Here is a 26,162-nt window from a genome sequence, read left to right on the forward strand (position 1 = left end):
AGTGACAACGATTCTAGAGAAGAGCCGGGCCGCGAAACAGCGCCACCGCAGGGTTTCACTTTCACTGTGGGAGAGAAAATGATCCGCCTCGACGACCTGTCGCTGTTCGTGCGCGCCGCCGCCCTGGGCAGCTTTTCGCAGGCCGCGCGCGAAGTGAACCTGCTGCCCGGCCAGGCCAGCGCGGCGATTCAGAGGATGGAACGCGAACTCGACGTGCGCCTGTTCGCGCGCTCGACGCGCAGCCTGCGCCTGACCGACGAGGGCAAGCGCTACCTGCCCTTTGCCCAGGATGCGCTGCAGGCCCTACGCGACGGCCATGAGGGCATGCGCGGCGAGAATGCATCCGTGACCGGCACCTTGCAGGTGGCGGCGCCGTCGGATTTCGGCCGCAACGTGCTGCTGCCGTGGATCGGGGAGTTCCGGCGCGCGCACCCGGGCCTGGACATCCAGCTGCTGGTGTCGGACCAGGTGGCGGACGTGTTCCGCGATCCGGTCGACATCGCGCTGCGCTACGGCCAGATCGACGACGCCAGCTTCATCGCGCTGCCGGTGGCGCCAGAGAACCGGCGCGTGCTGATCGCTTCTCCCGCTTACCTGGAACGGCACGGCCGCCCGCAAACGCTGGCCGGGCTGGCCTCGCACGCCTGCCTGGCCTACCGCCTGCGCGGGCGCATCTATGACCGCTGGTGCTTTCCACTGCCTGAAGGAGACCAGATGGTGCAGGTCAAGGGATCGCTGGTCAGCGACGACGCCGACGTGGTGCGGCGCTGGGCCGTCGCCGGCGAAGGCATCGCCTACAAGTCCTGGCTGGATGTGTGCGCCGACGTAGCGGAGGGAAGGCTGGAGGTGATCTTGCCGGAAGTCCCCGGCGAAGCCACCCCCTTGAACCTGGTGTGCCCGCACCGCAAGCAATTCTCGCCCGCGGTGAAGCTGTTGCATGCGCTCGTGAAGGACCGCTGCGCTCCGCTGTTGGAGCCCCTGGAGCGCCTGGGCGGTCTTTAGATCGCGCCGCCCTTGACGATGGCGCCGCCCTGGATCACGACCGCTGGCGCTTCCAGCAGGGTGACGTCGACCGTCGGATCGCCCTTGACCGCCACGATGTCGGCATAGCGGCCCGGCTCGACGACGCCGACGTCCTTGCGCGCCAGCGCCTCGGCCGCGTTGACGGTGGCGGTCTGGATCGCCTGCAGCGGCGTCATCCCGTACTGGACCATGACGGCGAACTGCTTGGCGTTGCCGCCGTGCGGGTGCACGCCGGCGTCGGTGCTGAACACCATCTTGACCCCGGCCGCATGCGCCTTCCTGAAGTTCTGGCGCTGCAGCTCCGTTACTTCGCGGTCCTTGCGCAGATTATCTTCCAGCACGCCGTTCTTCTTGCCCTCGGCCGCCGTGTAGCTGCCGTTATAGATGTCCATGGCCAGCCAGGCGCCGTGCTTCTTGGCGAGAAGGATGCCTTCGTCGTCGATCAGGCTGGCATGCTCGATCGTGTTGATGCCGGCCCGGATCGCATCCTTGATGCCGGCCGCGCCGTGGGCGTGGGCGGCCACCTGCAGGCCCCACTGGTGCGCTTCTTCCGCAGCGGCGCGCAGTTCGGCCAGCGTCATCTGCTGCTGGCCCGGTTCGGTGTTGCGCGAGAAGACGCCGCCGGTGGCGCAGACCTTGATCACCTGGGCGCCGTACTTGCGCAGTTCGCGCACCGACTTGCGTACTTCGTCCGGACTGTCGGCGTTGTATTTGTTCTTCTCTTCCATCGACGGCGGGAAGTAGGTGCTGTCGCAATGGCCGCCGGTCGCGCCGAACGACCAGGCGGCCGGCACGATGCGCGGACCGCGCACCTTGCCGGCGGCGATCGCCTGGCCCAGGCCGACGTCGTTCCAGTCCGAGGCGCCCAGGTTGCGCACCGTGGTGAAGCCCGCATCGAGCGTCTTGCCCGCATGGGCCACGGCCAGCGCCGACCAGAAGCGGTCGTTGTATTCCAGGCCCTTGTAGCCGCCGTAGGTCGGGTCGGCATCGAGGTGCACGTGCATGTCGATCAGGCCGGGCAGCAGGGTCATGCCGGGCAGGGCGATGCGGGTCGCGTCGGCGGCGGCCGGCGTGGCGGCGTCGGGCTTGAGGCTGACGACCTTCCCGTCGCGCACCAGGATCTCGGGGTTCTGGATCATGCGGCCGCTCTTGACGTCGAGCAGGCGGTCGGCGGTGATGATGACATCCGCGGCGTGGGCGGAAGACAGGCCGGCGGCGGCCAGGCAAAGGGTCAGGACTTTCAGGGTCAAGCGGTTCAAGCAGCCTCCGGGCGGTGGATGGGTAAATAACAACTTTACACCGATAAGCTTGCCGCCCATCCACTATTTTGCTCAGCTGTCTATCAGCAGCAACGCCGCCAGCACCAGCATCATGGCGCCGGTCAGCGCCTCGAACACCCGCCACACCGTCGGCCGCGCCAGCACCGGGGCGAAGCGCTGGGCGCCGACGCCGATCGCCGTGAACCACAGGATCGAGGCCGTGATGGCGCCCAGCGCGAAGGAACTACGCTGCTCGGCCGCCAGGCTGCTGCCGACGGCGCCCAGCAGCACCACGGTGTCGAGATAGACGTGCGGATTGAGCAGCGACAGCGCCAGCACGCTCGCCAGCGCCGCGCCGAGGGTCTGGGCCTGCGCCGACGGGTCGGCCGCCAGCGAAGCGCCGCCGCGCAGGCTGCTGCGCCAGCAGCGCAGGCCATACCAGATCAGGAAGGCGGCGCCGCCATAGCGCGCCACCGCCATCAGGAGCGGCGAGGCCTCGATCAGGGCGCCAAGGCCGGCGGTGCCGGCGGCGATCAGGATCACGTCGACCACGATGCAGGTGACGACGGTCGGCAGCACGTGCCGGCCGCGCACCGCCGTGCGCAGCACATGGGCATTCTGGGCGCCAATGCCCATGATGAGGCCGGCGCCCAGGACCAACCCTTGTAGATAAACCTGGTGCGAGAACATGGCCGCCTCCTTCGTGAAAGCGCCACTATCCCAGCCCGGCGGGCCTGATTCAATTATATTCATGATTATTCAGGCTACTTAAGAAAATCTAACCCATGACCATCGATCCCCGCCGCAGCGCCGCCTTCCTGGCCGCCATCGATTGCGGCAGCCTGGAGAGCGCCGCCGCCCAGCTCAAGGTGACGCCGTCGGCGATCTCGCAACGCATCGCGGCGCTCGAGCAAGAGCTGGGCACGCCGCTGCTGGTGCGCAGCCGTCCCTGCCGCCCGACCGCGCCCGGCACGCGGCTGCTGCAATATCTGCGCCGCTCGACGCTGCTCGAATCGGAATTCTTGGCCGGGATGAAGGATGACCCCGGCCCGGCGCGGGTCACGCTGGCCGTCAACAACGACACGCTGGCGACCTGGCTGCTGCCGGTGCTGGCGCCGATCCTGGATGCGGAAGGCTTGCTGGTCGAATTCGTCCTCGACAACCAGGGCCATACCTTCGCGCTGCTGGAGGGCGGCCATGCGGTGGCCTGTATCTCGGGCGAGACCGAGCCGATGCGCGGCTGCAGCGCCAGCCCGCTCGGCGTGATGCGCTACCGGATGGTGGCCTCGAGCGACTTCGCGCGGCGCTGGTTCCCGGACGGGATGACGCGCGCGGCGGCCCAGCGCGCGCCGCTGGTGGTGTTCGACCGCAAGGATGCGATGCAGTCTTCATTTTTGCTCACCCACTTCGGCCTGCCGGACGGCGCCTATCCGTTTCACTACGTGCCGGCCAGCGATCCCTTCGTCCACGCGGTACGCCACGGCATGGGCTACGGCATGCTGCCGGAGGAGCAATGCGGCGCCTTTCTCGAGAATGGAGAACTGGTCGACCTGGCCCCGGACTTGTTCCACGACGTGCCGCTGTACTGGCACGCCTGGCGCATTCAGCCGCCGCGGCTGGAGCGCATGGGAATGTCGCTGGTGAAGGCGGCGCGCGGCGTGCTGCTGCCGCTCGCCTGAGCGACCGGCCACCACTGCGCCACGCCCCACAGCAGCTCGGGGACCAGGAACAGCCACAGCACCGGCAGATCCGCCTTCAGCATCGCCCAGCCTATCCAGAACGCGAACAGCAGGCGCCCGAGGCCGTCGAAGCGACCCAGGCGGAGGTTCGGTTCCTTCAGGCGCACGGCGCACCACAGCAGCACCAGGGTGCCAAGGAGAGAGGACAACAACAGGTGCAGCGGCGCGAACGGCGGCAGTGGTGCGCCGCCCAGCCACACGTTCAGCGCCGACAGACGGTCGAGCAGCAGGGTGAAGGTCCAGGGCGTAGCGAAGGGCAGGATCTGGATGACGTCGTAGGCGGCGCTGGCGCGCACGAGGCGCAGGTAGGTCGATAGCGGCAGGGCAGGCATGGCGGCTCCTCGTTGGTCGGTCCGCTCGATGCTGACATGGCGCGAACAATACCGTCTTGCGCGTCATAAAAGGAAAGGGCCGGCTGCTTGCGCAACCGGCCCGTTCGGCCTTACGGTTGGGAGGTCCTTACATTACGAACCGATGCGGCCACCGTCGTTCTTGGTGATGACCAGGGTCGCCGAGCGCGGACGCTTGCCGGCGCCGTAGCCCGCGTTCGCCGGCCACTGGCTGGTGTACTTGCTGGCGTCGCCGATATTCGCGGCGGCGGTGGTCTCGCCCGGGTGCTGGATGTTGACGAACAGCGCCTTGCCGTCCGGGGTCTCGGTGATGCCGGTCAGTTCGCAGCCGACCGGGCCGACCAGGAAGCGCTTGAGCGTATCGGCGCTGGCGGCCTTGCCCACGAAGGTGTCGACGTTCAGGGTCGAGCCGTCGGTCTTCGGATAGCTCAGGGAGACCTTCTTGCCATCGCCCACCTTGCCCGGCAGGCCGGCCACCATCATGCAGTTGGTGACATCGGTGTAGGCGCCATCGTCGGTCTGGAACCAGCAGATGCCGGTCGAGGTGCTGAAGGCCAGGCCGTCCGGGCTCGAGAAGTCCTGGTCGGCGGTCAACCCCGACAGGTTGATGCGCGACGCATCGGCGGCGGCTTCGGCGCCGAACAGGTAGACGTCCCAGGCGAAGCTGGTGGCGGTCGAACCGGCGGCGTCTTCACGCACGCGGATGATGTGGCCGTTCGAGTTGCCCAGCTGGGCGGTGGTGCCTTTCATGTCGGTGTACGAACGCGGGTTGGCGGCGTCCGGGGCGACCTGGCTCGAGCTGCTCGGCTCGACGCGGCGGTTGCTGTTGTTGGTCAGCGTGTAGTAGATCTCGCCGTTGGCCGGGTTCACCGCGCACCATTCAGGACGGTCCATCTTGGTCGCGCCGACGGCGTCGGCGGCCAGGCGGGCGTTGACCAGCACGTCGGCCTGGTCGGCGAACTTGTAGGTCGCGTAAGCGGCGATGGCGGCGTTGGCGATGGTCAGCTCGATCCACTGGCCCTTGCCGTCGGCGTTGAACTTGGCCACGTACAGCTTGCCGCTGTCGAGGTATTTGTCGCCGGTGGCGATGCGGTCGGTGGCGACCGAGTCGGCCGGGTTCCACGGTGCGGTGGAGACGAATTTATAGATGTATTCGCCGCGTGAATCGTCGCCCATGTAGACGGCCAGCGGCTTGCCGGCTTCCAGGCGGCCGAACGAGGCGCTTTCGTGGGCGAAGCGGCCCAGCGCGGTGCGCTTCTTGATCGCGCGGGTCTTGTCGTAGGCGTCCATCTCGACGATATAGCCTTCGCCATTGAGTTCATTGCGATAGTCGTCGCTGCCGTCCGTCGAGGTGCCCTTCTTGCTCAGGTCCCAGCGCTGGTACTTGTCGTCGGCGCCGCCGGTTTCCCAGCCGTGACGCGAGGCCGCGCCCTGCGACATGCCGTAGCGGTTGAGCGAAGCGACGCTCTTGTCACCGCGCGCGGCGTTGTCGGTCGCCGAGCGGGTGAAGTAGCCGGCCCAGTTTTCCTCGCCCGACAGATAGGTGTTCCATGGGGTGCGGCCGGTGCCGCAGTTGTTGATCGTGCCGCGGAACTTGGTGCCGTCCGGCGAGTACTTGGTCTTGACCAGGGCATTGCCGCGCACAGGACCCGACAGCTGGACTTCGGTCTGCTGGTGCACGCGGCGGTTGAAGGTCGAACCCGACAGGTATTCCCACTTGCCGCCGTTGCTGCGCACTTCGAGGACCGACAGGCCGTGCAGGGCCATTTCCTTGTCCACCTCAAGGGCCGGGCGCGGCAGCGCATTCGTGCCGCCATTGGCGTGCACGAAGTACGACGGCAGGCCTTCGTTGGTGGTGGCTTCGTGGTTCATCGCCAGCAGGCCGCGGGTGGCGCCGCTGGTCGAGACGCCGCCGCTGTCGGACAGCGAGAAGAATTCCATGCCGTCGTGGTGGTCGCCGGCGCGGTTCTCGAAATCGGTGTCGGTGCCGTCGTTCTTGTAGGCCGGGGTGCTGCTGGTGAGCGGATCGCCCAGCGCGTACAGGACGGTGGCGGTATAACCGGCCGGGACGACCACTTTATCGGCCAGGCTCTTGCCGACGGCGGTGAAGCCGAGCAGCTTTTCGACCGGCGCCGGCGGCGGATTGGTGCCGGTAGGTGGCGGCGGGGTGACAGGATCGTCGTCCGAACCGCCGCAGGCGGTCAGGCCGAAGCTGCCGAGCAGGGCGGTCGCGGCCGTTGCAGCACCGCCGCGCAGCATGTTGCGGCGGCTCAGGCGGGTCTGGAGAACGGTGCTGAAGTGTTCGTTCGACGAGTTGTTCGAATCGATGTCATCGTGTTCGACAGGCATGCGGGCGAGATCGGTCGGCTTGTTCACGGAAGTGGATCCTGTTTTTTAGTGTGGGAAAGGAAAGCCACTGCATAGTAGTAAGGCAACATGACGACTCCGTGACAGTTTGGTCACAGTTTGATGACACTGGAGCGGCACGCTTGTGCTTTTCTCACCGGCATCTTCAAGATTTCCGTGTCATTCACTGGATCACCCGCACCGCCGCAAGCGACGGCCAGGACACGCGCTTGCTGGTCATCTCGCGCGACATCACCGAGCAGGTGCGGCTCGATGCCGAACGCAAGGAGGCCGAGCGCGCGCTGCACGCCGCAGGACGGGGACGCGCCGGGCCGCGACGGCGGCGCCGGACTGAAAGTGCTGGTGGTGGACGACAACGTCGATGCCGCGCTGACGCTGTCGATGATCCTGGAAGCGTCGGGCCACGTCCCCCGGGTGGGGCACGACGGCCACGGGGCGCTGGAGGCGGCGCGGGAGTTTCGCCCGCGCGTCGCCTTCCTCGATATCGGCATGCCGGGCATGAGCGGCTACGATACGGCGCGCGCGATGCGCGCCATGGAAGAACTGGATGGAGTCGTGCTGGTGGCCCTGACCGGCTGGGGCGCCGAGAGCGACCGCCAGCTCTCGAGCGAGGCCGGCTTCGACCACCATCTCACCAAGCCGGTGCAGCTGGAGGTGGTGGAGGAGTTGCTGGGGCGGGTGTAAACCCTACGTCCTCCTCAGTTCATCTTCGAGATCGCCGATCAGCTGGACCACGCTGGGCGTGATGCCCTTGTCGCCCGGGGTGTAGAACACGCCGGGCAAGACCCGGTCTTCTTCCAGCTGCGGCAGCAGTTCGTCGATCAGTTCCTCGAGCGAGAAGGCCTGGGCGTCATAACCGTCCCATTCGTATTCGGCGCACAGGCTGGCGTAGTCGCTCGCCGGCCACATCGGAAACACCAGGGTGCCGTCGTCGGTCTTGGCCAGGGCCCAGCCGTCCTGGTACAGCCCCCACACCTCGCGCGCGTCGGCGACGCGCTTGATGAAGTACTCGTAGCGTTCCGGCCCCGGCAGCGTAACCACGGCGGCCAGCTGCTGGCCGCCCAGCTTGATCGCCGAGATGATACGTTCGCTCATCACCATTCCCGTTCATTGAGGCGCAAAGCCTGACATCATCAGGATACGCCATCGGGCGCCGGTGGGTGCGTTCGACAGGAGCTCAAGGGGAGCAGGATGCCCGGCCGGCCGGGGTGTTCAGGCCGCGTTCAGCGCATAGCGCACGTCGTGACGGTCGCCCGGCGGGGCGTCCAGCACCAGGAAGGCGTCCCAGCCAAGGCGGCCGGGATGCAGGTCGTCCAGCGTGGTGTTGTGGACGTCGGCGGCGCGCAGGACCACCTCGACTTCGTATTCGAGCGCGACGCCGGTGAACAGCGCCAGCACGCTCCCCAAGGCCCGCGCCGCCAGGCCGCCCGGCAGGAAGCCCTGGAAACCGGCATGCCCCAGCGGCCCCACCACCAGGCGCAGGCGCAGGCTGCGCTGCCAGACGCGCGCGCCGGCGATCGCGCGCGTGCCGAGGACGGCGCTGTCCTGGCCCAGCGTGGTCTGCTGCGCCGGCGGCACGTCGTACCAGGAACCGATGAACTGCTCGGCCTCGACCTGCTCGCCGAAGTATTCCGACAGCACCCGCGCCAGCTGCACGGCGGACACCGATTGATGCCGGATCGCGGCCGCGAAATACCCGATCGATTCGTCCAGCACGGCGCCGTCGGCTTCGTCCGCCAGGCGCCGGCGCAGCGCGGCGTCGCCCAGGCCGGCCAGGGACAGGAGCAGGGGCAGGAAAGCATCCTGGCCGTCCAGCTGGTACTTGAACGGCAAGCGGTACTTGCGCCAGGCGCCGTAGAACAGCGCCAGCGAGCGGTTCGAGAACGCGTCCAGGAAGGCGCGCGGGCCGTCGTCCTCGTCTTCGTTCTTGTGGCGCGCCCCGTGCTCGGCGATGCGCTCGGTGTAGTGGGCCGGCAGCACGCCATGCCCGCCCAGCAGGCCCATGAAGGCGGGAGTCAGGTGCACATGGCGCAAGGTCCCTTCGCGCACCGCCTCGCCCAGCGCGGCGGCGTCGATCGGCAGCTCGAAGGGCATGCCGACCTCGAGGTCGCGCAGCTCGGGCTCGATGGCTTCGATCTGGCTGGCCGGGAAACCCAGGGAGAGGGTGTTCCGGAACCGCAGCATGTCCGCCACCAGGCCGTGCGGCCCCCGGCCGCGGCGCTTGAGCCACAGCTCGAGCACGCGCACCGCCTGGAAGAACTCGAAGCGCCACGGCTCGCGCAGCAGGCGTTCGATTACAGGAGACTCAGTTCTCCGCTTCTCGGCCCGCATCGCAGCAGCTCCTCTCCGGATTGGTGGGACACGATCACCAGCTGGGTGAAGCTGTTGGCGTGCACGTACAGCGCCAGGAAGCGCTCGACGATGTGGGCGAAGGCATGGATGCCGCTCCCCACGAACGCCTCTTCATCGATCGCGATACGCACTTCGACCCCGCGCACCAGGCAGTTGAAGGGGTTCCCGGACAGCCAGGCGCTGGTGGGCGTATAGGCGATCGCCATGATGCCGCCGACCTGGCGCGTCGACGCCGCCGAGCGCGGCAAGTCGTGCAGGGCCAGCATCTCGCGGAAGGCGTCGACGCCGCCGTCGGCCAGCGACAGGTGGTTGAGCGAGAGCAGCGAGATCAGGCGCCAGTGCGCGCTGCGGCCGCGCGCGAAGCGCCAGGTGGGGCTGGGTTTGCGCAGGAAGGAAATCTCGCGCACCCCCGAGCCGCCTTCGAGGAACAGGTCGCCGCCCGGCTGGCCGTAGCTGAGCAGCAGCGGCAGGTCGCGGTTGGTGCAGGTCAGCTCCAGGTTCAGGGTCGTGGTCTCGACGTCGGCCGGGTCGAAGTCGATGTCGACGATCGAGATCTGGGTCTCGAAGCCCGGGCTGCGCTCGGCCATCGTGTCGTCGCGGCGCATGGCCCAGTAATGTCCGTTCTGCTCGGGCGTCTGCGCATGCTTGAGCGAATAAAAGGGCTGAAAGCGCACCACCGTCTCGCCCTGCGGCGTCTGGCGCACCAGGTTGACCTCGTCGATCGCATTGACCTCGTAGGCATAGGCGCGGCGCGCATCGGCCAGCACCGGATAGCTGGCCGTGGCATGGGTCAGGCGGATCGGTTCGCCGCGCTGGGCGAACAGGTTGATCACCGGCGTGCAGCCCGCCACCAGGTTGTTGGTCGACAGGGTGGACAGCATGCGCGCCAGGTTCGAGTCGCTGCGGATCCCGTTCAGGGCCAGGTGCACGGTGATGCGGCGCGTGCCCGCGGGCAGGCTGCGCGCCAGCAGCGCCAGGTCGAGGTCGACGAAGTTGAACTTCTCGGGAAAGCAGAAGTATTCGGTCAGCAGGCGGTAGGCGGTGTGGGAACGGGCCGGGAAGTCGATCAGGGCGTCGTCCTCGACGAAGCCGGCGGCGCGCACCGGCAGCGCCGGCAGGGCGATCCAGTGGCCGCCCTCGGGCTGCACGTAGGCCGCGACGGTGCGCGCCAGCAGCGCATCGCGCAGGGCCGCGCAGAACGAGGGTTCGCCATCGAGGAACAGGCGCAGCGCCGGCAGGTCGATCGCCTCGAGGCCGCCCCCATCGCAGACGACGTTCAGGGACAGGCTGATGCTCGCGCTGGCGCCGGGCGGCAGGCGCACCGCATCCGGCGCGTGAATGATCGGCGAGAACACCGCGCGGTGGAGGACCAGCGGCGCCATCGCGACCGGGTACACGGTGCGGAAGATGCAAGCCACGCCGCGCACCGGGCGCGTAGTCAGCTTGGTGCCGCGCGGGATGGTGTTCACCGTGGTCTGCTGCCTGGCCGCGGCGGCGACGTCCAGGTGCGCGATCGAGCACGATGGAAAGGGCCGCAGGTAGTGCGGATACAGCACATCGAACAGCGCCTCGGTGAACTCGGGATAGTCGTCGTCCAGGCGCTTGGCGATGCGGGCGTTCAGGAAGGCGAACGACTCGATCATGCGTTCGGTATGCGGGTCTTCGCATACCTCGCCGCTGATCAACAGGCGGCCGGCGATGCGCGGATAGCGTTCGGCGAATTCACGCAGGTTGCGCCGCAGGTAGGCCAGTTCGCTTTCGTAATAGGGCAGCAGTTGGTCCAACTCAGGCTCCCGCCGCCGTGGATGATGCCGCGCCGGCGGCATTGCCCGCGCCCGCGCGGCCGGCCTTGCGGATGCTGTACTGGAGCGTGGACGGCTGCAGCACCGCGTCGAAATTGACCGGCTCCTGCGACATGCTCCCCACCAGCACCGCCGTGATCGAGAAACTCAGGCGATTGACCGAGGGCGCGCCGCCATCGCCCTGCATCTCGAGCAGCGCCTTCACGTTCTGCAGCCGCGGCTCATGACGCGCGATGGTCTTTTCGATGCAGGTGCAGATGTGGGCGCGATCAAGGGGACTCGATAGCGAGCGGTCCGCGAAATCGCACAGCCCATAGCCGACCATCGACTGGCCGCATTCGGCAAAGCCGACCAGCGCGCCGTCCTGGATGGTCGAGCGGGTGTTGAGCAGGGCTTCGAGGTCGCGCGCCACCGCATCCTTCAGTTCCTCGACGTTCAGGCGCGCGACCACCACGCCATTGCGCAGCGGTTGGCCGAGCAGGCGGTCGAACAGGTCCGGCGTGAATCCTTTCATCGATCCCCCCTCGTTGGCACACGCTGGTGTTGCGCACTGAAAACCAATCGCATGTTGCCACGATGTTCAGCGCCAACCTTTGATCAAGTTCACATGCGCAACACCATCTCGTCGTTATCGTTTCCTTTCGCACAGAACAAGGTGAAGGAACGACAGCCATGACCAGCAAAGTTCTCTGGGGCGAAGGTCTGCTGCTGCGCCCGCAGCACTTCCAGCGCCAGGACGCCTATCACGAGCATTGCCTGTACAAGGGCGTCAAGGCGGCGCATCCGTATGCATGGGGGGTCGACGGGCTCGAGATCGACCGCGAAGCCCTCGCCAGCGGCATGCTGCGCGTGCTGGGACTATCGCTGCGCTTCCAGGACGGCGAGCTGTATGAAGCGCCCGGCCTCGACGAGCTGCCCGGCACCGTCGACCTGAGCGGCCTGCAGCAGTCGGTGCAGGCCGTGACGTATTACGCGGCGCTGCCGGGACTGAAGCCCTTCAATGCCAACTTCGTCCAGCCGGGGCAAGTGGCCACGCAGTCCGCCAGCACGACACGTTTCATCCAGGCCAACGAGGAGACGCCCGACCTCTACACGCAGGCGGCGCCGGTGCAGCTGGCCTACCTGAAGCGCGCGCTGCGCCTGGTGTCCGAATTCGAGCCGCGCGACGCCTACATCCATTTTCCCTTGCTGCGCGTGCGCAGAAGCGCCACCGGCGGCTTCGAGCTCGATCCGGCGCTGGTGCCGCCGTCGATGTCGCTGGGCGCCGCCCCGGCCCTGTTCCAGCAGCTGCGCCGCCTGCTCGACGCGCTGCAGGCCAAGGTCGGCGCGCTGTACGGCCACCACCGCGAGCCGACCCGCAACGTCATCGAATTCCGCTCGGGCGACATGTCGTCGTTCTGGCTGCTGCACACGGCCAGTTCGGCCTATGCGGCGCTGTCGCACCACTTCAACCACCCGGCGCTGCACCCGGAACGCGTGTTCGAGGCGCTGCTGGACGTGGCCGGCGGCCTGATGACCTTTTCCAAGAGCTGGACCCTGTCCGACCTGCCTTCTTACCAGCACCACGATCCCGGTCCCGCCTTCGCCAGGCTGCACCAGATCATCCGCGAGCTGCTCGACACGGTCATCTCGGCCAAGTACTTCGGCATTGCCCTCAACGAGGTGCGGCCCTGCTACCACATCGGCATGCTCGACTCGGGCAAGATCGACGACGACACCACCTTCTACATCGCCGTCTCGGCCGACATCCCGGCGGTGGAACTGGTCGATGTGGCGCCGCTGCGCTTCAAGGTCGGCGCACCGGACGACGTCGAGAAGTTCGTGCTCTCGGCCCTGCCCGGCGTGCGCCTGCAGTACACGCCGCAACCGCCGGCGGCGATCCCCGTGCGGCCCGATACCTGCTACTTCATCCTCGAGGCGAAAGGGCCGATGTACGAGCGCATGCTCAAGGCGCAGTCGATCTCGATCTACGTCCCGGCCGGCATGAAGGAGCTCAGGCTCGAGCTGCTGGCGGTGATGTCCTGAAAAAGGAGGAAAGCGACCATGGCAGGAGCACTGATCAGACTAGGCGACAAGACCTCGCACGGCGGCGTCGTACTGGAAGCCTCGCCCCACAGCGATATCGACGGCGTCGGCATCGCCCGCATGGGCGACAGGACGAGCTGCCCCAAGCACGGCCCCGGGCCGATCATCGAAGGCGATGCGACCCTGATCGTCGACGGCAAGGCGGCGGCGCGGCATGGCGACAAGACCGCCTGCGGCGCGACGCTGATCGCCGGCCAGCAAACCACCATCGACCAGGTCTGAGCCCATGTCCACCACCACGACCACGGCAGCGCCGTCCCCGGGCTGGTTCAACCGCATCGGCGGCAGGCTGCTAGCGCGCCAGCCTGTCGCGCAGTCCGCCGCCGCCCCGGCAGTGCAGCAGGACGCCGTCCTGGAACGAGCTTGCCCGACCTTGTCGATCCTCGCCAGCGCGCTGCGCACGCCGCACGGCGCCTCCGCCGACGAACTGGGCGCCGCGCTTGCCGCCAACAAGGTCGATGCCGACCTTGACCGCGAACTGGTCGACGACGACGGTTTACCGGTCATGAGCGCGCGCTGCGAACAGGCCGGGGACGCAGCGGTGCGCGAAGAGATCGCCGGCTGGCTGGACAGCTATGCCACGCCGGCGCCGCGTTTCAGCGACGAGATGTGGCGCGCACTCGTCCTTGGCACGGCGGTCCTGCGCGAGCTCGCCGACCGCGCGGCAGGGCTGCCGGCGCCAGACGAAGGCGCGCCTTTCACGCTGCAACTGGCCCTGGCGCTGCCGGATGACTGGCAGGTGGATCGACGCCAGGCGGCATCGATGTGGTACAGGCAGGTGCTGGCGCAGGCTGGCTGGCCTGCAGCCCGCATCGACGTGGCCGAGCCGGCAGCCCCGGCGCCGTTCATTGCCCGGCTGGCGCAGCAAGCGGAAAGAACGTCGGCGCCCGCCGCGACGATCCTGCTCGCCTTCTGCTCCCACGTCGGCCAGCAGACGGTCGATCGCTGGTCGGCCAACGGCACGCTGTTTACCTCCTTTCACCCGCGCGGCCGCATCCCCGGCGAAGGCGCGGCCGGCCTGCTGCTGGCGCCGGCCGCGGACGGCGCCGGCATCGCGCACGTCAGCCTGGAAGCCGACGCCTGCGATCTTGCATCCACCAGCCTCAAACGCCTGTCGCCGCAGCGCCTGAACACGCTCGCCGGGCGCCTGCTCCAGGGCACGGCGATCGCACCGGCCGCCATCGCGATGGTCGTCGCCGATACCGGCGCCGACACGCGCCACGCGCTCGAACTGATGGAGTTCGGCGGCGCCACCACGCCACACCTCGACAACGCCAGCGACATCGTCCGCCTCGGCCCGGCCTGCGGCGCATGCGGCGCCGTGCCCTTCGTCGCCGCGCTGGCGCTGGCCGCGCACGCCGCGCTCGAACAGGATGCGCCGCTGCTCTGCGTGGGCAACGACACGCCGGACTTGCGCGCGCTGGCCCTGGTCCGCCCCGCGCCCAAGCGAGAGGACACGCCATGAGCTCAGCCTACTACGTGCCGTCGGGCCGCCTGCCGGCGCAAGCGATCGTCGCGACGGCTGCCTGCGCGCTGTTGGTCGTGATCCCGGCCTGGCTGTATGCCTGGCTGACGATCCACTCGCCGCTCGTCCTGCTCAACTGGTTCGCCATGTGCGTGTTTGCGGTCGTCATGGGCGTGGCCGCGCGCCAGGTGGCGCGCCAGGCCAAGGCGCGCAACCCCATGTGGATGGGCCGATTGGGCCTGGCGATCGGCGTCGCGGGCTGGTACGCCCACTGGGCCGCCTGGCTTGCCATCGCCGACGCCGGCAGCTTCGCCTCGCTGCTCGCGGCTCCCCTGGACATGTGGCGCTTCGGGATGCTGCTGGCCGAGAACGAAGTACGCCACGTCGCGGGGATGCGGATCGAGGGCAGCGCGCTCGTGGCCAGCTGGATCGTCGAATTCATCCTGTTGGCCACCTTGCCCCGCTCGCTGGCGCGCGGCGCGGCCGAAGAACCGTTCTGTGAACTGACCGGCGGCTGGGCGACGCCGTTCGAGCTGCCGAGCAGATTCGCCTGGATCGAGGAGCCGCACGTCGTCGTGCACCGGCTCGAGACCGCGCCCGGTGAACTGTTTTCGATCCTCGGCGCCGGCGTCGAGGCGGACGCCGCACGCTACAGCGCGGTGACGCTGTATCGCACCGAAGGCGACCCGTTCGTCTCGATCGACAATGTGCAGGTCGAACCTGGCGAAAAAAAGGACAAGAAGACCACGCGCCCCGTCATCGCCTACCTGCGGCTGCCGGGCATGGATGCAGAACGGATCGTTGCAGAATGCAGCGCACCGGCCGCGATGGAAACCGGACAGGCGCCGGCCGACCCGCCGCAACTGGTCGACGCCATCGACCATCTTGGCGCCGGCCGCCTGGAGGAAGCGCTGGCCGGCGCCACGCCCCATGTCGCTGCCACGCAGGACGGCTTGCGCATCGATGCGATCCGCCTGTGCGCGATGGCCAGCGCGCGCCTGGGGCGTTGGACCGAATCGCAGCGCTACTGGAATGCCTTGTGCGACGAAGAGCCGAGCGCCTTCAATGCCATGCAAACCGGATGCTGCTGCGCCATGACGGGCGACACTGCGCGCGGCGAAGAGTGGATCGCCTGGGCGCGCGAACGCAATGCCACCTCGCGCGAGATGCCGGACCCGCAGCTCGTAACCAGCTTCATCTCGGCCCTGACCCAGTCCGGCCAGGCGGCGCGGGCGATGCCGTATCTCGAACAGATGCGCGCGCTCTATACGGGCCTGGGTTGCCTTGACGCGACCTTGCTGTTCGTGCGCCGGGTGCCGCTGTTCGGCATCTTCCTGCAGAACAGCCTGCCCATCGTTCGCGCCGTGCTGGGCCAGGAGGACGGGCGCGCCTGGTACGCGGCGATGCTGCCGCATCTCGACGGCCCGGGAAACGAGGCACTGGGCGCCTGGCTGGATGAGAATTTTGCCACCATGACATCGACAAACCCGGCCTAGGCCTCGGATAGCGGCAAATCCGCGACACTCGGCCGCATCGTGCGATGCTTTCGAGCAACTAAACCACTGTCTAGCGTATGATGGACAGCCCTACAACGAACATCCTCACGCGGTATGAAAACGGATATGGCACACCTGGACGTGACGCTCGGCGACGTCATCGAGGCGGCCGACACGCTCCAGAACGACAAGCAGCAAGTCACGATCGAGGCGGTGCGCGGCCTGATCGGCGCCGGCTCGACCAAGACCATCCACCAGCACCTGGCCACCTGGCGCGCCAGCCATGCCAAACCGGTCGAGACGCCCAGGGCCGAGATGCCGCCCGAGCTGCTGGCCGAACTGGGCCGCTGGGCCCAGCAGTATGCGCAGGATGCCGGCGCCGGCATGCGCGATGCGCTGGCACGCGCCGAAAGCGATATGGATGCGCTGCTCGCGGCGGGGAATGAACTCGAAGCCGAACGCGATGGCCTGAACACTGAACTGAGCGATGCGCGGGTCGCGCGCGAACAGGCCCAGCTGATCGCAGACGAACGCAACGAAGAGATCGAGCGCCTGACGGCCGAGCTGCGCAATGCGCGCCAGATCGCGGCCGACGCGCTGGTCGGCAAGGCCAAGGATCAATTGGCGATCGACGGCAAGGATGCCCAGCTGGCCGACCTGCGCCAGCAGCTCGAGCGCAATGTGGCGGCCACCGCAGGCGAATCGGATGCGCGCCTGCGCGCACAGATGGAGTTGATTGGCGTCACGACCGAACGCGACAACCTGGCGGCCGAGGTCAAGGAATTGCGCACCACGCTCGACAACTCGCGCACCGAGCGCAGCAATCTGCGCGCCGAACTCGAAACGCTGCGCGCGCGCAAATAAGAAAAACCAGTTGGCATAAACACGTCGTCCCCGCGAAGGCGGGGACCCAAGTTCTGCAAGCGTTTAGACAGCTCTTGCAAACTTAGGTCCCCGCCTTCGCGGGGACGACGTGTTTAGTGCAGCGAAGCTTGCAAGCGTTTCGACAGCTCTTGCAAACTTGGGTCCCCGCCTTCGCGGGGACGACGGCTTTTTGCAGCGAACTTAATCGCTGCTACACCATTACTCCTGCGTTGCCGCCGGCACATCCAGCGTGAACGCCTTCAGGCCCAGCGCAGCGCTGCTCTGCTGGCGGATCTGGTTGGCGAAGGCCGGGTCGTCGTTCAGGTGACGGCCGTACGAAGGAATCATTTCGTGCATCTTCGCTTGCCATGCAGGCGTTTCCAGCTTGTCGCGGAAGGCCGATGCCTTGAGCACCTTGAGCATGATCGGCGCGGCGGTCGAGGCGCCTGGCGAGGCGCCCAGCAGGGCGGTCACGGAGCCGTCAGCCGAGGCAACCACTTCGGTACCGAACTGCAGCAGGCCGCCCTTCTTCGGGTCGTCCTTGACGATCTGGACGCGCTGGCCGGCGTTGACCAGTTCCCAGTCTTCCAGCTTGGCTTCCGGCAGGTACTCACGCAGGGTGGCCACGCGGTCTTCCTGCGAGTTCATCACCTGCTCGACCAGGTACTTGGTCAGCGGGATGTTGTCGATGCCAGCCTGAACCATCGGACGCACGTTGCCGGTGCCGATCGAGGCCGGCAGGTCGACCCACGAACCGTTCTTGAGGAACTTGGTCGAGAAGGTCGCGAACGGTCCGAACAGCAGGGCTTTCTTGCCGTCGATGATGCGGGTGTCGAGGTGGGGAACCGACATCGGCGGCGAACCGACCGAAGCCTTGCCGTACACCTTGGCGTGGTGCGCTTCGATCAGCGACTGGTTGGTGGTCACCAGCCATTGGCCGCCGACCGGGACGCCGCCGTAGCCCTTGGCTTCAGGAATGCCGGTCTTTTCCAGCAGCGGCAGCGCGCCGCCGCCGGCGCCGATGAACACGAACTTCGCGCTCACGGTCTTGAGCTGGTTGTCCGCCAGGTTCTTGACGGTCACATTCCACAGGCCATCCTTGCCACGCTTGATGTCTTCGACCTGGCTGCGCAGGTTCAGGGTCATGCCGTGGGTGCCGGTCAGGTGCTTGACCATGCTGCGGGTCAGGGTGCCGTAGTTGACGTCGGTACCGATGTCCATGCGGGTCGCGGCCACTTTCTGGTTCGCGTCACGGCCGTTCATGACCAGCGGCGCCCACTTGCGGATCGTCTCGTGGTCTTCGCTGAACAGCATGCCCTTGAACAGGTTTTCCTTTTGCAGCGCGGCGTAGCGCTTGCGCAGGTAGTTGATGTTGTCGTCACCCCAGACAAAGGCCATGTGCGGCACGTTGTTGATGAAGGTGTTCGGCGCGCCCAGGTATTCCTTCTTGACCTGGTAGGCCCAGAACTGCTTCGAGATCTCGAACTGTTCGTTAATGTCGACGGCCTTCTTGGTGTCGATGGTGCCGTCCGGCATTTCGGGCGTGTAGTTCAGCTCGGCGAAACCGGAGTGACCGGTGCCGGCATTGTTCATCGCGTCGGAGCTTTCGGCCGAGACCGAATCCATGCGCTCGAACATCTCGATCGTCAGTTCGGGGTCGAGTTCCTTGAGCATGGTGCCGAGGGTGGCGCTCATGACGCCGGCGCCGATCAGGACGACATCGACCGGCTTGTCATTGGAAGGAGCGGGTGCTTTGCTGCAAGATGCAACGATGAAGCAAGAAAGGACAACTAGAAGCGAGCTACGCATACGAGTATCACCTGAAAAATGTTTGCGATGGCCTGGCATGCAATCAGATTTAAAAAGTTCAACGGCTCGGTAAAGGAATGTTTCCACACCGCCTGCTGGCGGTATCGAAGCACCGATAAGGAACGGGTTGTCGGGACCTGTCGCGATCCTGGAGAACAGCAACAAAACTCGGCAACCGACGCAGTGCGAAGGCGAGGCAACGGTGAACTGCATGACAGTCAGACCGGCCTTGCAGGCAACACGGATATGACGCGCTGACATGGGTTGTCAGGCAGGCCAGTCGATATCCCTGGCGTCCATTGAGCGGGAAGTCCTATAGAGGACTGAGCGGAGTATAGCCCAAACAAATCAGGCTTGCGCGGACCACTGTCGGTAAACTTGGCCGTCTCAGTATTCGACCTGTGGCGGACTCAGTAGTAGTACCGAGTCCGCGCTGGTGGAACGTCATGACGGCCGTGCCATCGCTGTTTTCAGCGTTCCTTGCCGGCCTGCCCGGCAGCGTCCAGGTCCATGACATCGAAGATGTGGACGTGACCGCCCCTGCGCACGAACAGCTCCTGGTACAGCTCGGCGGCACTCAGTTGCCCCCATTCGGCGGCGCGCCGTACCAGGCAGGGTACCGGGCTGTGCGGCTCGGTCTCCTGCAGGAAGCTGGTCACCTGCTCCAGCAGCGCATAGGCCTCGGCGCGGTCGCGGATGACGCGCGGCGCCGGCCCTGCGTTGCCGGCATCGCGGGCTTCGCTGGCATCCTCCGGCGCGGCGGCGGGTGGCGCCGGCGGCGGGGCGGTCGGCCGCGCATGGCGCGGCAGGCCGCGCCGCTGCAGTTCCTCCTCGAGCAGGCCGCGCGCCTGCTCGAGCACGCCCGCGAAGAGGGTGAACGACACAGCGTCCTCGGCCAGCTTCGGGTTGAGCATATCGGACAGGTGTTGCACCATCGCGAGGGCGTCGGCCAGGTCGCGCTCCATGTCGGCGCAGGCGTCGTCCGGCAGCGTGGCGAGCGCATCGGCCAGTTGGGCGCCGGTCGGGCCATCTCCCACCCTGCCCGGATCGGCCTGGCGCTGTTGCTCATGGCGACGCGCACGCACCCAATCGATCAGCGCATAGGGCTGGCCCTGGCGGTCGAAGGCCAGCGGCGCCTCGCGCACGGCAGGCGCCAGCTTGTGGTTGATCCAGCTGAAAAGATTGGCGCGACGCGCATAGGCGCCATCGTCCGAGCGGGGATGCAGGTCTTCCCAGTACCGCTCGCACAGCCGCACCATGAGGTGCAAGGCGCCGGCGACCGCCGCAAAGTCGTGGCGATGGATCTGGGCTTCGAGCAGCCAGACCGCCACCTGCAGGTCCTTGCCATGGTGAGCCAGGGCGTCACAGGATATGCGCATCGCCCTGTCCCAGTTTGGCCCCCCCATTTCGCGCTGCTGCATGGCCATCGGCGAGTCGGGGTTGTCAGGGGCGCGCCACTGGCGGATCGCCTTGGCGACGCCACCGTCGGCGGCAGCCCGCCCGGTACGGCCAGCGATGACATTGCCCTCGATCGGCGCCAGCAGTTGTTCGAATGGCATGCCGCAGGCTTTGGACAAGGCCTGCTCGGCGCGCTGGATGAGGTGTTGGTCGATCATGGACGATCCTGTGTCTGTGCGAAAGATGGGATGGACTGCGTTGTCGTCATCACGTTTCTGAACTGGAGCAGGAAGAGCTGGACAGGCATGCCGCGCCGATCCTCACCCTGGATCAGCAGGGTCTCGCCCGGCTGGAAGGCGTCGCGCCCTTCGCTGTGGATGCGGTCGTTCCGGATCCAGAACAGCGCGGCGTCCAGCGGCAGGCCAAGGCGGCGCGCCTCGTCCTCGCTCACCTGGCGCACGCTCGGCCGCTGGCGCAGGCGCTGGACCGTGGACAGCATGTCGCTGGCGGCGATGCTGGCGCTGGCCAGCCAGCGGCCGGCATCGGCCACGGTCTGGCCCGGCTGCGGCCGCAGCTCGACGATCAGCGCATTGCCGGCATCCTGCGGCAGGCGCCGCGCGAAGCCACCCTTGACGATGCTGAAGCGCGTCCGCTCCGAGATGCTGCGCACCGTGTCGAGGCGCGCATCCAGGTAGCGCAGGGCATCGGCGAAACAGCCGATGCAGTCGCTGTGGAGATAGGGCTGCATCCGGTAGGGCACGGGACGCCCGTCGAGCGCAGACAGGGCGCCGGCCGCCCCGGCCAGGGCGAGGTAGGCCGCGCGCGGATGCGTGGCAGGATCGGTCACGCAAGCCCCGAGCGGCGGCACGGCGGCGGCGAGGGCGATCGCGGCAGCGCGATGACGCGCAGCCATGCCGCTGAGCTCGACTTCCGGCGGCGCCTCGTCGGCGTGGCACAAGTCCTGCAATCTATTCCACAGACGCTCCACCAGCGCATCGAGACGATGATGCAGTCCCATCTCACCATGGAAATCGGCGGCGCCCAGCCGCAGCATGGGCGGGTGATAAACGGCCAGCCTGGGCCGGCCCTGCTCGTCGCGCTCGATCTGCAGCAGCGGACAGCCGCGCGACGCCTCAGGCGGGGCGGCATCCGGCGCGGCCGCCACCAGCTCGACACGCGTACGCCTGGTCACGTGGATACGCTGCGGGAAACCGCGCTCGTCCAATGACAGCGACAGCGGCCCGCTGTCGTCCGCATGCGGATGGGTCACGAGCGTGCCGTCGGGCAGCACGCATTCCAGGCGCGTCACCCGCAGCGTGCCCTCGGCCAGGGCGGCGCGGTCGATCTCGAGCGTATGCACGCCCCAGCCTTCGGGCTGGGTGCGTTCAGGCAATGGGTGCATGACAACCCTCAGGAGGTAAAGGCGCCGATCGGACGATTGCGCGCCAGGCTCCAGCCGGCCGCGCGCTTGAGTGGGGCATCGGTCCCGCCCCGCTGCTGCTCGGTATGGAACCACATGATTTCGGTGAAATTGAGCTTGAATTGCTCGGTCGGCATGTCGTTCGGGTGGGTCTGCAGCTGTATCTCGCTGATGATGGCGCTGCGCAACTCGATCGTCATCAGCTTGCGGAGCTGGTCGTCCGTCTGACGCAGGAGGTGCAGCCGGGTCGGTTGCTTGCCGGTGGTATCGAGCGGCTGAGCGCGCAGGCATAGCTCATACAGTTTCACCGAGGTCATGTCGACGTATTTCACGCAGGTGAATTCGGTGATGACGGGCCGGCCGGAGGTACGCGCCGAGTTGGACACGTCGGTCGTCATCTGCTGTTTCATTCCCTGGTGCATGGAAACAAGTTCGATGCAGGGGCCAATACCATTCAACGCTTCCTGATCGCGCCACTGGGCATCGATCAGGCTGCCGTTGCTGTCGGCACCGAACACCAGCTCGGGGTCGCCCGGTTCCAGAAATATCAGACTCATGGTCTTGCTCCTTTCGATGTGGTGGTGGTGGTGGTGACCTGTTGTCGCGCCTGCCGGCCAGCTCAGACCACCGGCCAGTCGAGCTGCTGCATCCGGTTCTCGGCCGCTTCCGGACGCCCGAACAGATAGCCCTGGAAGTGCGAGCAGCCTTCTTCCATCAGGCGCCGCAGCTGCTCCTCGGTTTCCACACCCTCGGCCGTCGTCTCGATCAGCAGGCTGCTCGAGAGGCCGGTGATGGCGCGGATGATCGCCATCGCTTCCCGGCTCTGTCCGATCTCTTGCACGAACGACTTGTCGATCTTGATCTTGTCGAAGGGGAAGGAGCGCAGATAGCTCAGCGAGGAATAGCCGGTGCCGAAGTCGTCGAGCGAAATGCGCACGCCCAGTTTCTTCAGGGCCTTCAGGGTGCGGATATTGCCGTCGCTATTGTCGAGCAACACCGACTCGGTGATCTCCAGTTCCAGCCGCTCGGCCGCCAGGCCCGAATCGGCCAGCGCCAGCGCCACCATGCTCACCAGTTCGCTGCTCTTGAACTGGATCGGCGACAGGTTGACGGCGATCGTTTCGCCATTGGTCCAGGTCGCCGCTTCCTGGCAAGCGAGGTTGAGCGCGCGGGCGCCGAGTTCGTGGATCAGGCCGGTTTCTTCGGCGATCGGGATGAAGTCCATCGGCGCGATCGGACCGCGTTCCGGATGGTGCCAGCGCATCAACGCCTCATAGCCCGAGATGCGGTTGCCCGCCTTCTCGACGATCGGCTGGTAGTGCATCTGCAGCTCGCCGCGGTGCAGCGCGCGGCGCAGGTCGATCTCGATCTGGCGCCGCACCCGCGCCGCCGCCTCCATCTCGGGCCGGAACACCTCATGGCGGTTGCGGCCGTTGCGCTTGGCTTCATACAAGGCCATGTCTGAGTACTGCAGCAATTGCTCGGCCGTGTTGCCGGCGGGCGTGGACAGCGCGATGCCGACGCTGATGCCGACCGCGAAGCTGTGGCCGTCGATCGAGAATGCCGGCGCCACCGCCTCGATCAGGCGCTGCGCGGCCTGCTGCGCTTCTTCCAGGCGCTTGATGCGGGGCAGGACCACGGCGAATTCGTCGCCGCCCAGGCGCGCCAGCGTGTCCTGGTCGCGCAGGCATTTGCGCAGGCGGCTGGCCAGCGTCAAGAGGATCTTGTCGCCAAAGCCATGGCCATAGGCGTCGTTGATGTTCTTGAAATTGTCCAGGTCGAGGCACAGGATGCCCACGCCGGACCCATCCTCCGCGCTGGACGCGAGCGCATTGTTGAGGCGTTCGTTGAACAGGTTGCGGTTGGGCAGATTGGTCAGGCCGTCGTGCTGCGCCATGTGGTGGATTTGCGCATAGGCGGCCAGCTCGTCGGTCACGTCTTCGGTGATGATCAGCACGTACTCACCCTCGCCATTGGGCTGCTTGCCCGGCACCGTGCGGCTGCGCAGGCTGCGCGGGCCGACCGAGGTCTCCACCAGCACGGCGTCGTCCAGCCCGACCCTGGTGGGCGCCGCATGCGCCGTCTGGCGCTCGACATACTCGGCCACGCTCGGGCTCAGGCAATCGCCGACGGGCAGGCCCTTCAGGTCGACATAGGCCTGGGCGAACAGGCGCTGCGCCTGCTGGTTGGCCAGCAGGATGGTGCGCGATGCGACGTCCAGCACCAGCACGCTGGCCGGGATGTTGGCGATCACCGAATCGAGGAAGTCCGACAGCGACGCCATCTGGCGGCTATAGGCTTCGGCCAGCTCCTTGGCCTCGACCAGCTTGCGCTGCTGCTGGTGGCGTTCGGTGATGTCGCGCGTGATCTTGGCAAAGCCGACCAGGGCGCCGTCGTCGCCGCGGATGGCGTCGATCACGACGTGGGCCCAGAACGCGCTGCCATCCTTGCGCACGCGCCAGCCCTGGTCTTCGAAGCGGCCGGTGCGGGTGGCGATCTCGAGGTTGATGTCGGGCAGGCCGGCGTCGCGGTCCTCGGCGCCGTAGAAGCAGGCATAGTGGCGGCCGACGATCTCGCCGGCGCTATAGCCCTTGGCGCGCTGGGCGCCGGCGTTCCAGCTGGAGACGACGCCGGCGGGCGTGAGCATGTAGATGGCGTAGTCGACCACCCCCTGGACGAGCAGGCGGTACATCAGATCGGGGTTCTCGGTGTTCATGGCGTGACAATGGCAATCCAGACACCGGCAGGCACGGCGCGGCGCCCCTGGTGACGTGGACGCGCGAAAGCAGTCGGTCAGGAACCCGACTATACAGGATTTAGTTCTTCCCAGAACTATGCGTGGTGCACGAGCATTGCAAAACCCCAGGCTTTGCGCACCAAGCGCAACTATGCGTAAGAAGCAATGGGCCGCATCGTACCCGCATGGGGGAATTTACCGTGGCGGTAAGCGGCGTAATAGCCGGCCAGTTCTTCGGTGGAGCCGGCGATGAAGGGACCTTTCGCCACCACCGCGATGTTCTGCGGCTGGCCCGCATACAGCAGCAGGCGCGCGCCATCGTCCCCGGCGCGCAACTGGAGCGCGCTGTCGCCGTCGCCCATCGGGCCCGTCCAGCCGACCGTACCCTTGGCGAGTTTCCTGGACGTCGCGCCGGCTTCCAGATCTCCCTCGAGCGCCACCACGAAGGCGTTATACGAGGCGGCAACATGCGCCGCGAAGACCGCCCCCGGCGCCAGCCGGATGTCGATCAGGGTCACCGGAACCGCATTCAATGTCGGCGCCGCCGCGTCGCCCGACCTGCCGCTGTAGACCGTCGCCACGACGCCAGGCTCGGTGTGCACCGGCATCGCCGCGCGCCGCAGGACCTGCACCCGCGGCGCCATATTGCGCTGGGCCTCGGGCAGGATCAGCCACAGCTGGAACAGGCGCATGCCGCTGGACACCAGCGTGTCTTCGGCATGGACGATGCCGCTGCCGGACGTCATCCATTCGACATCGCCTTCCTCCAGCCGCCCGCCGGTATCTTCCATCGTGCCGTTCAACATGAAGGTGACGGTCTCGAGGCCGGCATGGGGGTGCGCCTCGCCAAACGGCCCTCCCTGCGTGATATTGTCATCGGCCATCAGGAAGAACGGATCGGTGGCGGGCAGGTTGCCGGGCGCCACCACCAGGGCGGCCTTGTGCCGCTCGCCGTCGAAACCGGGGCCCAGTGGGGGAATGCTGGTGACACGATCGATCGTTCGTTCGAACATTGGGCTATCCTCCTTGTAGTTCAGGGTCATTATCCTTGCCTGCCTGAGCGCGATCTAGCCACGAAAGTGGCGATGTCGTGTCGCGCGATGCGCAACGCGGCAGCTATGTAAGCTTGTCCAGCCGCCATGCCGCTGGCGTCGCGCCGGTCATCTTGCGAAAGGTCCGGCCGAAGTGCACCGCATCCGCGAAACCGGTGGCTACAGCGACATCCTCCAGGCAGCCGTTGGTGTTCAACATCAGGTTCTTGGCGCGCTCGACACGCTTTTGCAACTGCCACTGATACGGCGCCAGCCCGGTCGACGCCTTGAAGGCGCGGCAGTAATGCGACTGCGACAAACCGGCCAATTGCGCGAGTGCCGCGAGCTCGACCCGCGCCGGCATCTTGACCTCGAGATAGCCGATCGCATCCTTGAGCTGGATTGCCGAGAGCCCGGGCTGGCTGCCTTTGGCCTCCTTGGGCCGTTCGAACAGCGTTGCCGCAATCGCCGCGGTGAGCGAGTCGCCGTACAGCTGGGCGGTGGGATCGGGGTCGCCGATCGCATTCGTCAGCAAGCCGATCAAGGTCCACAGGCGGTCATCCGAAAAGCGGAACCGGGGAACGTCGATCACGCGCAGCGAGTCGGCTATTCCCAGGCTCTCCTGGAGCAGGTTGGCATCGAAGCTGAACGTCGCACACTTCAGATAGCGCGCATCCGAGGAATGCGCCCATAGCGCCATGTCCGCCGGCGCGATATACAGGGGCCGCACCTTGTAGTCATGTGGATTGGGGGTATCGGGCGCCAGCCTGGCCTCGATGTAATCTCGTCCGACTTCCTCGAGCTGGGCGCCAAGCCAGGTCAATGCCTGATTGCGCTCGACCGGAAACAGGACCCTGCCCGTGCAGGTGTACTCGTGCCGCTCGACGTGGACGCCATTCCAGCAATGGTTGGAGGACGTCAGCCCGGCCACATTCTCGGGAAGGTCATGTGCGTTCGACATATGG

Annotated in this window: 23 protein-coding genes; 8 read left to right on the forward strand and 15 right to left on the reverse strand. The window is 66.9% G+C overall.

The features are described 5' to 3' along the window. Positions 1-78 precede the first annotated feature (78 nt). Complete coding sequence (locus tag SOM61_RS14015) at positions 79-1,002, forward strand: LysR family transcriptional regulator (RefSeq protein ID WP_320474659.1); 924 nt, start codon at positions 79-81, stop codon at positions 1,000-1,002. Here SOM61_RS14015 and SOM61_RS14020 read toward each other — a convergent pair. Both SOM61_RS14020 and SOM61_RS14025 read right to left on the reverse strand, forming a co-directional pair. After that, the gene (locus SOM61_RS14020; protein WP_320474660.1) at positions 999-2,282 is read right to left on the reverse strand and encodes a Xaa-Pro dipeptidase; all 1,284 of its coding nucleotides are present in this window, start codon (positions 2,280-2,282) and stop codon (positions 999-1,001) included. The two genes, SOM61_RS14015 and SOM61_RS14020, sit on opposite strands and share 4 nt — an antisense overlap. A gap of 72 nt (positions 2,283-2,354) precedes the next feature. Next, positions 2,355-2,972 carry a LysE/ArgO family amino acid transporter gene (locus SOM61_RS14025; RefSeq protein ID WP_320474661.1) on the reverse strand — a complete coding sequence of 206 codons (618 nt, stop codon included), beginning with the start codon at positions 2,970-2,972 and terminating at the stop codon, positions 2,355-2,357. A gap of 95 nt (positions 2,973-3,067) precedes the next feature. Between SOM61_RS14025 and SOM61_RS14030 the strand changes: the two genes are divergently transcribed. Next, positions 3,068-3,961, forward strand: coding sequence for a LysR family transcriptional regulator ArgP (locus SOM61_RS14030; protein WP_320474662.1), 894 nt, complete (start codon positions 3,068-3,070; stop codon positions 3,959-3,961). On the opposite strand, the gene SOM61_RS14035 is transcribed toward SOM61_RS14030, so the two are convergent. Beyond that, positions 3,886-4,353 (reverse strand): hypothetical protein, encoded by a 468-nt coding sequence (locus tag SOM61_RS14035; RefSeq protein ID WP_320474663.1) that lies wholly within the window; start codon positions 4,351-4,353, stop codon positions 3,886-3,888. The two genes, SOM61_RS14030 and SOM61_RS14035, sit on opposite strands and share 76 nt — an antisense overlap. Before the next feature lie 132 nt (positions 4,354-4,485). Next, the gene (locus SOM61_RS14040; protein ID WP_414674988.1) at positions 4,486-6,747 is read right to left on the reverse strand and encodes a PhoX family protein; all 2,262 of its coding nucleotides are present in this window, start codon (positions 6,745-6,747) and stop codon (positions 4,486-4,488) included. 243 nt (positions 6,748-6,990) lie between these two features. Between SOM61_RS14040 and SOM61_RS14045 the strand changes: the two genes are divergently transcribed. Beyond that, positions 6,991-7,422 carry a response regulator gene (locus SOM61_RS14045; RefSeq protein ID WP_320474664.1) on the forward strand — a complete coding sequence of 144 codons (432 nt, stop codon included), beginning with the start codon at positions 6,991-6,993 and terminating at the stop codon, positions 7,420-7,422. 3 nt (positions 7,423-7,425) lie between these two features. On the opposite strand, the gene SOM61_RS14050 is transcribed toward SOM61_RS14045, so the two are convergent. The 4 genes from SOM61_RS14050 to tssE form a co-directional block, all read right to left on the reverse strand. Further along, positions 7,426-7,833 (reverse strand): DUF2750 domain-containing protein, encoded by a 408-nt coding sequence (locus SOM61_RS14050; protein WP_005664212.1) that lies wholly within the window; start codon positions 7,831-7,833, stop codon positions 7,426-7,428. 117 nt (positions 7,834-7,950) lie between these two features. Further along, the gene (gene tssG / locus SOM61_RS14055; protein WP_320474665.1) at positions 7,951-9,069 is read right to left on the reverse strand and encodes a type VI secretion system baseplate subunit TssG; all 1,119 of its coding nucleotides are present in this window, start codon (positions 9,067-9,069) and stop codon (positions 7,951-7,953) included. Further along, entirely contained in the window at positions 9,033-10,874 is a 1,842-nt protein-coding gene (gene tssF / locus SOM61_RS14060) for a type VI secretion system baseplate subunit TssF (protein ID WP_320474666.1), read from the reverse strand. Before tssF ends, tssG begins: the two co-directional genes overlap by 37 nt. Position 10,875: 1 nt before the next feature. Continuing rightward, positions 10,876-11,406, reverse strand: coding sequence for a type VI secretion system baseplate subunit TssE (tssE, locus tag SOM61_RS14065; RefSeq protein ID WP_320474667.1), 531 nt, complete (start codon positions 11,404-11,406; stop codon positions 10,876-10,878). Positions 11,407-11,564: 158 nt separating this feature from the next. Here tssE and tssK (SOM61_RS14070) point away from each other — a divergent pair, with 158 nt between their 5' ends. From tssK (SOM61_RS14070) to SOM61_RS14090, 5 genes are all read left to right on the forward strand, one after another. Next, the gene (gene tssK / locus SOM61_RS14070; protein ID WP_320474668.1) at positions 11,565-12,917 is read left to right on the forward strand and encodes a type VI secretion system baseplate subunit TssK; all 1,353 of its coding nucleotides are present in this window, start codon (positions 11,565-11,567) and stop codon (positions 12,915-12,917) included. An 18-nt stretch (positions 12,918-12,935) separates the two neighbouring features. Further along, positions 12,936-13,199 (forward strand): PAAR domain-containing protein, encoded by a 264-nt coding sequence (locus SOM61_RS14075; protein ID WP_123070953.1) that lies wholly within the window; start codon positions 12,936-12,938, stop codon positions 13,197-13,199. 4 nt (positions 13,200-13,203) lie between these two features. Continuing rightward, positions 13,204-14,442 carry a hypothetical protein gene (locus tag SOM61_RS14080; RefSeq protein ID WP_320474669.1) on the forward strand — a complete coding sequence of 413 codons (1,239 nt, stop codon included), beginning with the start codon at positions 13,204-13,206 and terminating at the stop codon, positions 14,440-14,442. Further along, a complete protein-coding gene (locus SOM61_RS14085; protein ID WP_320474670.1) occupies positions 14,439-15,938 on the forward strand; it encodes a hypothetical protein in 1,500 nt (499 codons plus the stop codon). Before SOM61_RS14080 ends, SOM61_RS14085 begins: the two co-directional genes overlap by 4 nt. Before the next feature lie 126 nt (positions 15,939-16,064). Continuing rightward, positions 16,065-16,802: a DNA-binding protein gene (locus SOM61_RS14090; RefSeq protein WP_320474671.1), complete on the forward strand. Its 738-nt coding sequence runs from the start codon at positions 16,065-16,067 to the stop codon at positions 16,800-16,802. 219 nt (positions 16,803-17,021) lie between these two features. Here the strand turns inward: SOM61_RS14090 and mqo are convergent, their stop codons facing one another. The 7 genes from mqo to SOM61_RS14125 form a co-directional block, all read right to left on the reverse strand. Continuing rightward, positions 17,022-18,650, reverse strand: a complete 1,629-nt coding sequence (gene mqo / locus SOM61_RS14095; RefSeq protein ID WP_414674990.1) for a malate dehydrogenase (quinone) — start codon at positions 18,648-18,650, stop codon at positions 17,022-17,024. A 431-nt stretch (positions 18,651-19,081) separates the two neighbouring features. Beyond that, positions 19,082-20,227 carry a type VI secretion system protein TssA gene (gene tssA / locus SOM61_RS14100; protein ID WP_320474673.1) on the reverse strand — a complete coding sequence of 382 codons (1,146 nt, stop codon included), beginning with the start codon at positions 20,225-20,227 and terminating at the stop codon, positions 19,082-19,084. After that, positions 20,224-21,411: a type VI secretion system baseplate subunit TssK gene (tssK, locus tag SOM61_RS14105; RefSeq protein WP_320474674.1), complete on the reverse strand. Its 1,188-nt coding sequence runs from the start codon at positions 21,409-21,411 to the stop codon at positions 20,224-20,226. Before tssK (SOM61_RS14105) ends, tssA begins: the two co-directional genes overlap by 4 nt. 8 nt (positions 21,412-21,419) lie before the next feature. After that, the gene (locus SOM61_RS14110) at positions 21,420-21,986 is read right to left on the reverse strand and encodes a type VI secretion system tube protein Hcp (protein WP_320474675.1); all 567 of its coding nucleotides are present in this window, start codon (positions 21,984-21,986) and stop codon (positions 21,420-21,422) included. Positions 21,987-22,048: 62 nt separating this feature from the next. Next, positions 22,049-24,145, reverse strand: a complete 2,097-nt coding sequence (locus SOM61_RS14115) for a putative bifunctional diguanylate cyclase/phosphodiesterase (protein ID WP_320474676.1) — start codon at positions 24,143-24,145, stop codon at positions 22,049-22,051. A gap of 170 nt (positions 24,146-24,315) precedes the next feature. Then, on the reverse strand, positions 24,316-25,179 hold the full coding sequence (locus SOM61_RS14120; RefSeq protein ID WP_320474677.1) for a pirin family protein: 864 nt from the start codon (positions 25,177-25,179) through the stop codon (positions 24,316-24,318). Between the two features lie 103 nt (positions 25,180-25,282). Beyond that, positions 25,283-26,158, reverse strand: a complete 876-nt coding sequence (locus SOM61_RS14125) for a helix-turn-helix domain-containing protein (protein ID WP_320474678.1) — start codon at positions 26,156-26,158, stop codon at positions 25,283-25,285. Positions 26,159-26,162 lie beyond the last annotated feature (4 nt).

Origin of the sequence: Massilia sp. CFBP9012 (assembly GCF_034045115.1) — a bacterium.
Taxonomy (GTDB): domain Bacteria; phylum Pseudomonadota; class Gammaproteobacteria; order Burkholderiales; family Burkholderiaceae_D; genus Telluria.

Excerpts from the sequence above, each read along its gene's own strand:
- SOM61_RS14015 (WP_320474659.1), top strand. The coding sequence starts at position 79 with ATGATCCGCCTCGACGACCTGTCGCTGTTCGTGCGCGCCGCCGCCCTG.
- SOM61_RS14025 (WP_320474661.1), bottom strand. The coding sequence starts at position 2,972 with ATGTTCTCGCACCAGGTTTATCTACAAGGGTTGGTCCTGGGCGCCGGC.
- SOM61_RS14030 (WP_320474662.1), top strand. The coding sequence starts at position 3,068 with ATGACCATCGATCCCCGCCGCAGCGCCGCCTTCCTGGCCGCCATCGAT.
- SOM61_RS14035 (WP_320474663.1), bottom strand. The coding sequence starts at position 4,353 with ATGCCTGCCCTGCCGCTATCGACCTACCTGCGCCTCGTGCGCGCCAGC.
- SOM61_RS14045 (WP_320474664.1), top strand. The coding sequence starts at position 6,991 with ATGCCGAACGCAAGGAGGCCGAGCGCGCGCTGCACGCCGCAGGACGGG.
- SOM61_RS14050 (WP_005664212.1), bottom strand. The coding sequence starts at position 7,833 with ATGAGCGAACGTATCATCTCGGCGATCAAGCTGGGCGGCCAGCAGCTG.
- tssG (WP_320474665.1), bottom strand. The coding sequence starts at position 9,069 with ATGCGGGCCGAGAAGCGGAGAACTGAGTCTCCTGTAATCGAACGCCTG.
- tssE (WP_320474667.1), bottom strand. The coding sequence starts at position 11,406 with ATGAAAGGATTCACGCCGGACCTGTTCGACCGCCTGCTCGGCCAACCG.
- tssK (WP_320474668.1), top strand. The coding sequence starts at position 11,565 with ATGACCAGCAAAGTTCTCTGGGGCGAAGGTCTGCTGCTGCGCCCGCAG.
- SOM61_RS14075 (WP_123070953.1), top strand. The coding sequence starts at position 12,936 with ATGGCAGGAGCACTGATCAGACTAGGCGACAAGACCTCGCACGGCGGC.
- SOM61_RS14080 (WP_320474669.1), top strand. The coding sequence starts at position 13,204 with ATGTCCACCACCACGACCACGGCAGCGCCGTCCCCGGGCTGGTTCAAC.
- SOM61_RS14085 (WP_320474670.1), top strand. The coding sequence starts at position 14,439 with ATGAGCTCAGCCTACTACGTGCCGTCGGGCCGCCTGCCGGCGCAAGCG.
- SOM61_RS14090 (WP_320474671.1), top strand. The coding sequence starts at position 16,065 with ATGGCACACCTGGACGTGACGCTCGGCGACGTCATCGAGGCGGCCGAC.
- mqo (WP_414674990.1), bottom strand. The coding sequence starts at position 18,650 with ATGCCAGGCCATCGCAAACATTTTTCAGGTGATACTCGTATGCGTAGC.
- tssA (WP_320474673.1), bottom strand. The coding sequence starts at position 20,227 with ATGATCGACCAACACCTCATCCAGCGCGCCGAGCAGGCCTTGTCCAAA.
- tssK (WP_320474674.1), bottom strand. The coding sequence starts at position 21,411 with ATGCACCCATTGCCTGAACGCACCCAGCCCGAAGGCTGGGGCGTGCAT.
- SOM61_RS14110 (WP_320474675.1), bottom strand. The coding sequence starts at position 21,986 with ATGAGTCTGATATTTCTGGAACCGGGCGACCCCGAGCTGGTGTTCGGT.
- SOM61_RS14115 (WP_320474676.1), bottom strand. The coding sequence starts at position 24,145 with ATGAACACCGAGAACCCCGATCTGATGTACCGCCTGCTCGTCCAGGGG.
- SOM61_RS14120 (WP_320474677.1), bottom strand. The coding sequence starts at position 25,179 with ATGTTCGAACGAACGATCGATCGTGTCACCAGCATTCCCCCACTGGGC.
- SOM61_RS14125 (WP_320474678.1), bottom strand. The coding sequence starts at position 26,158 with ATGTCGAACGCACATGACCTTCCCGAGAATGTGGCCGGGCTGACGTCC.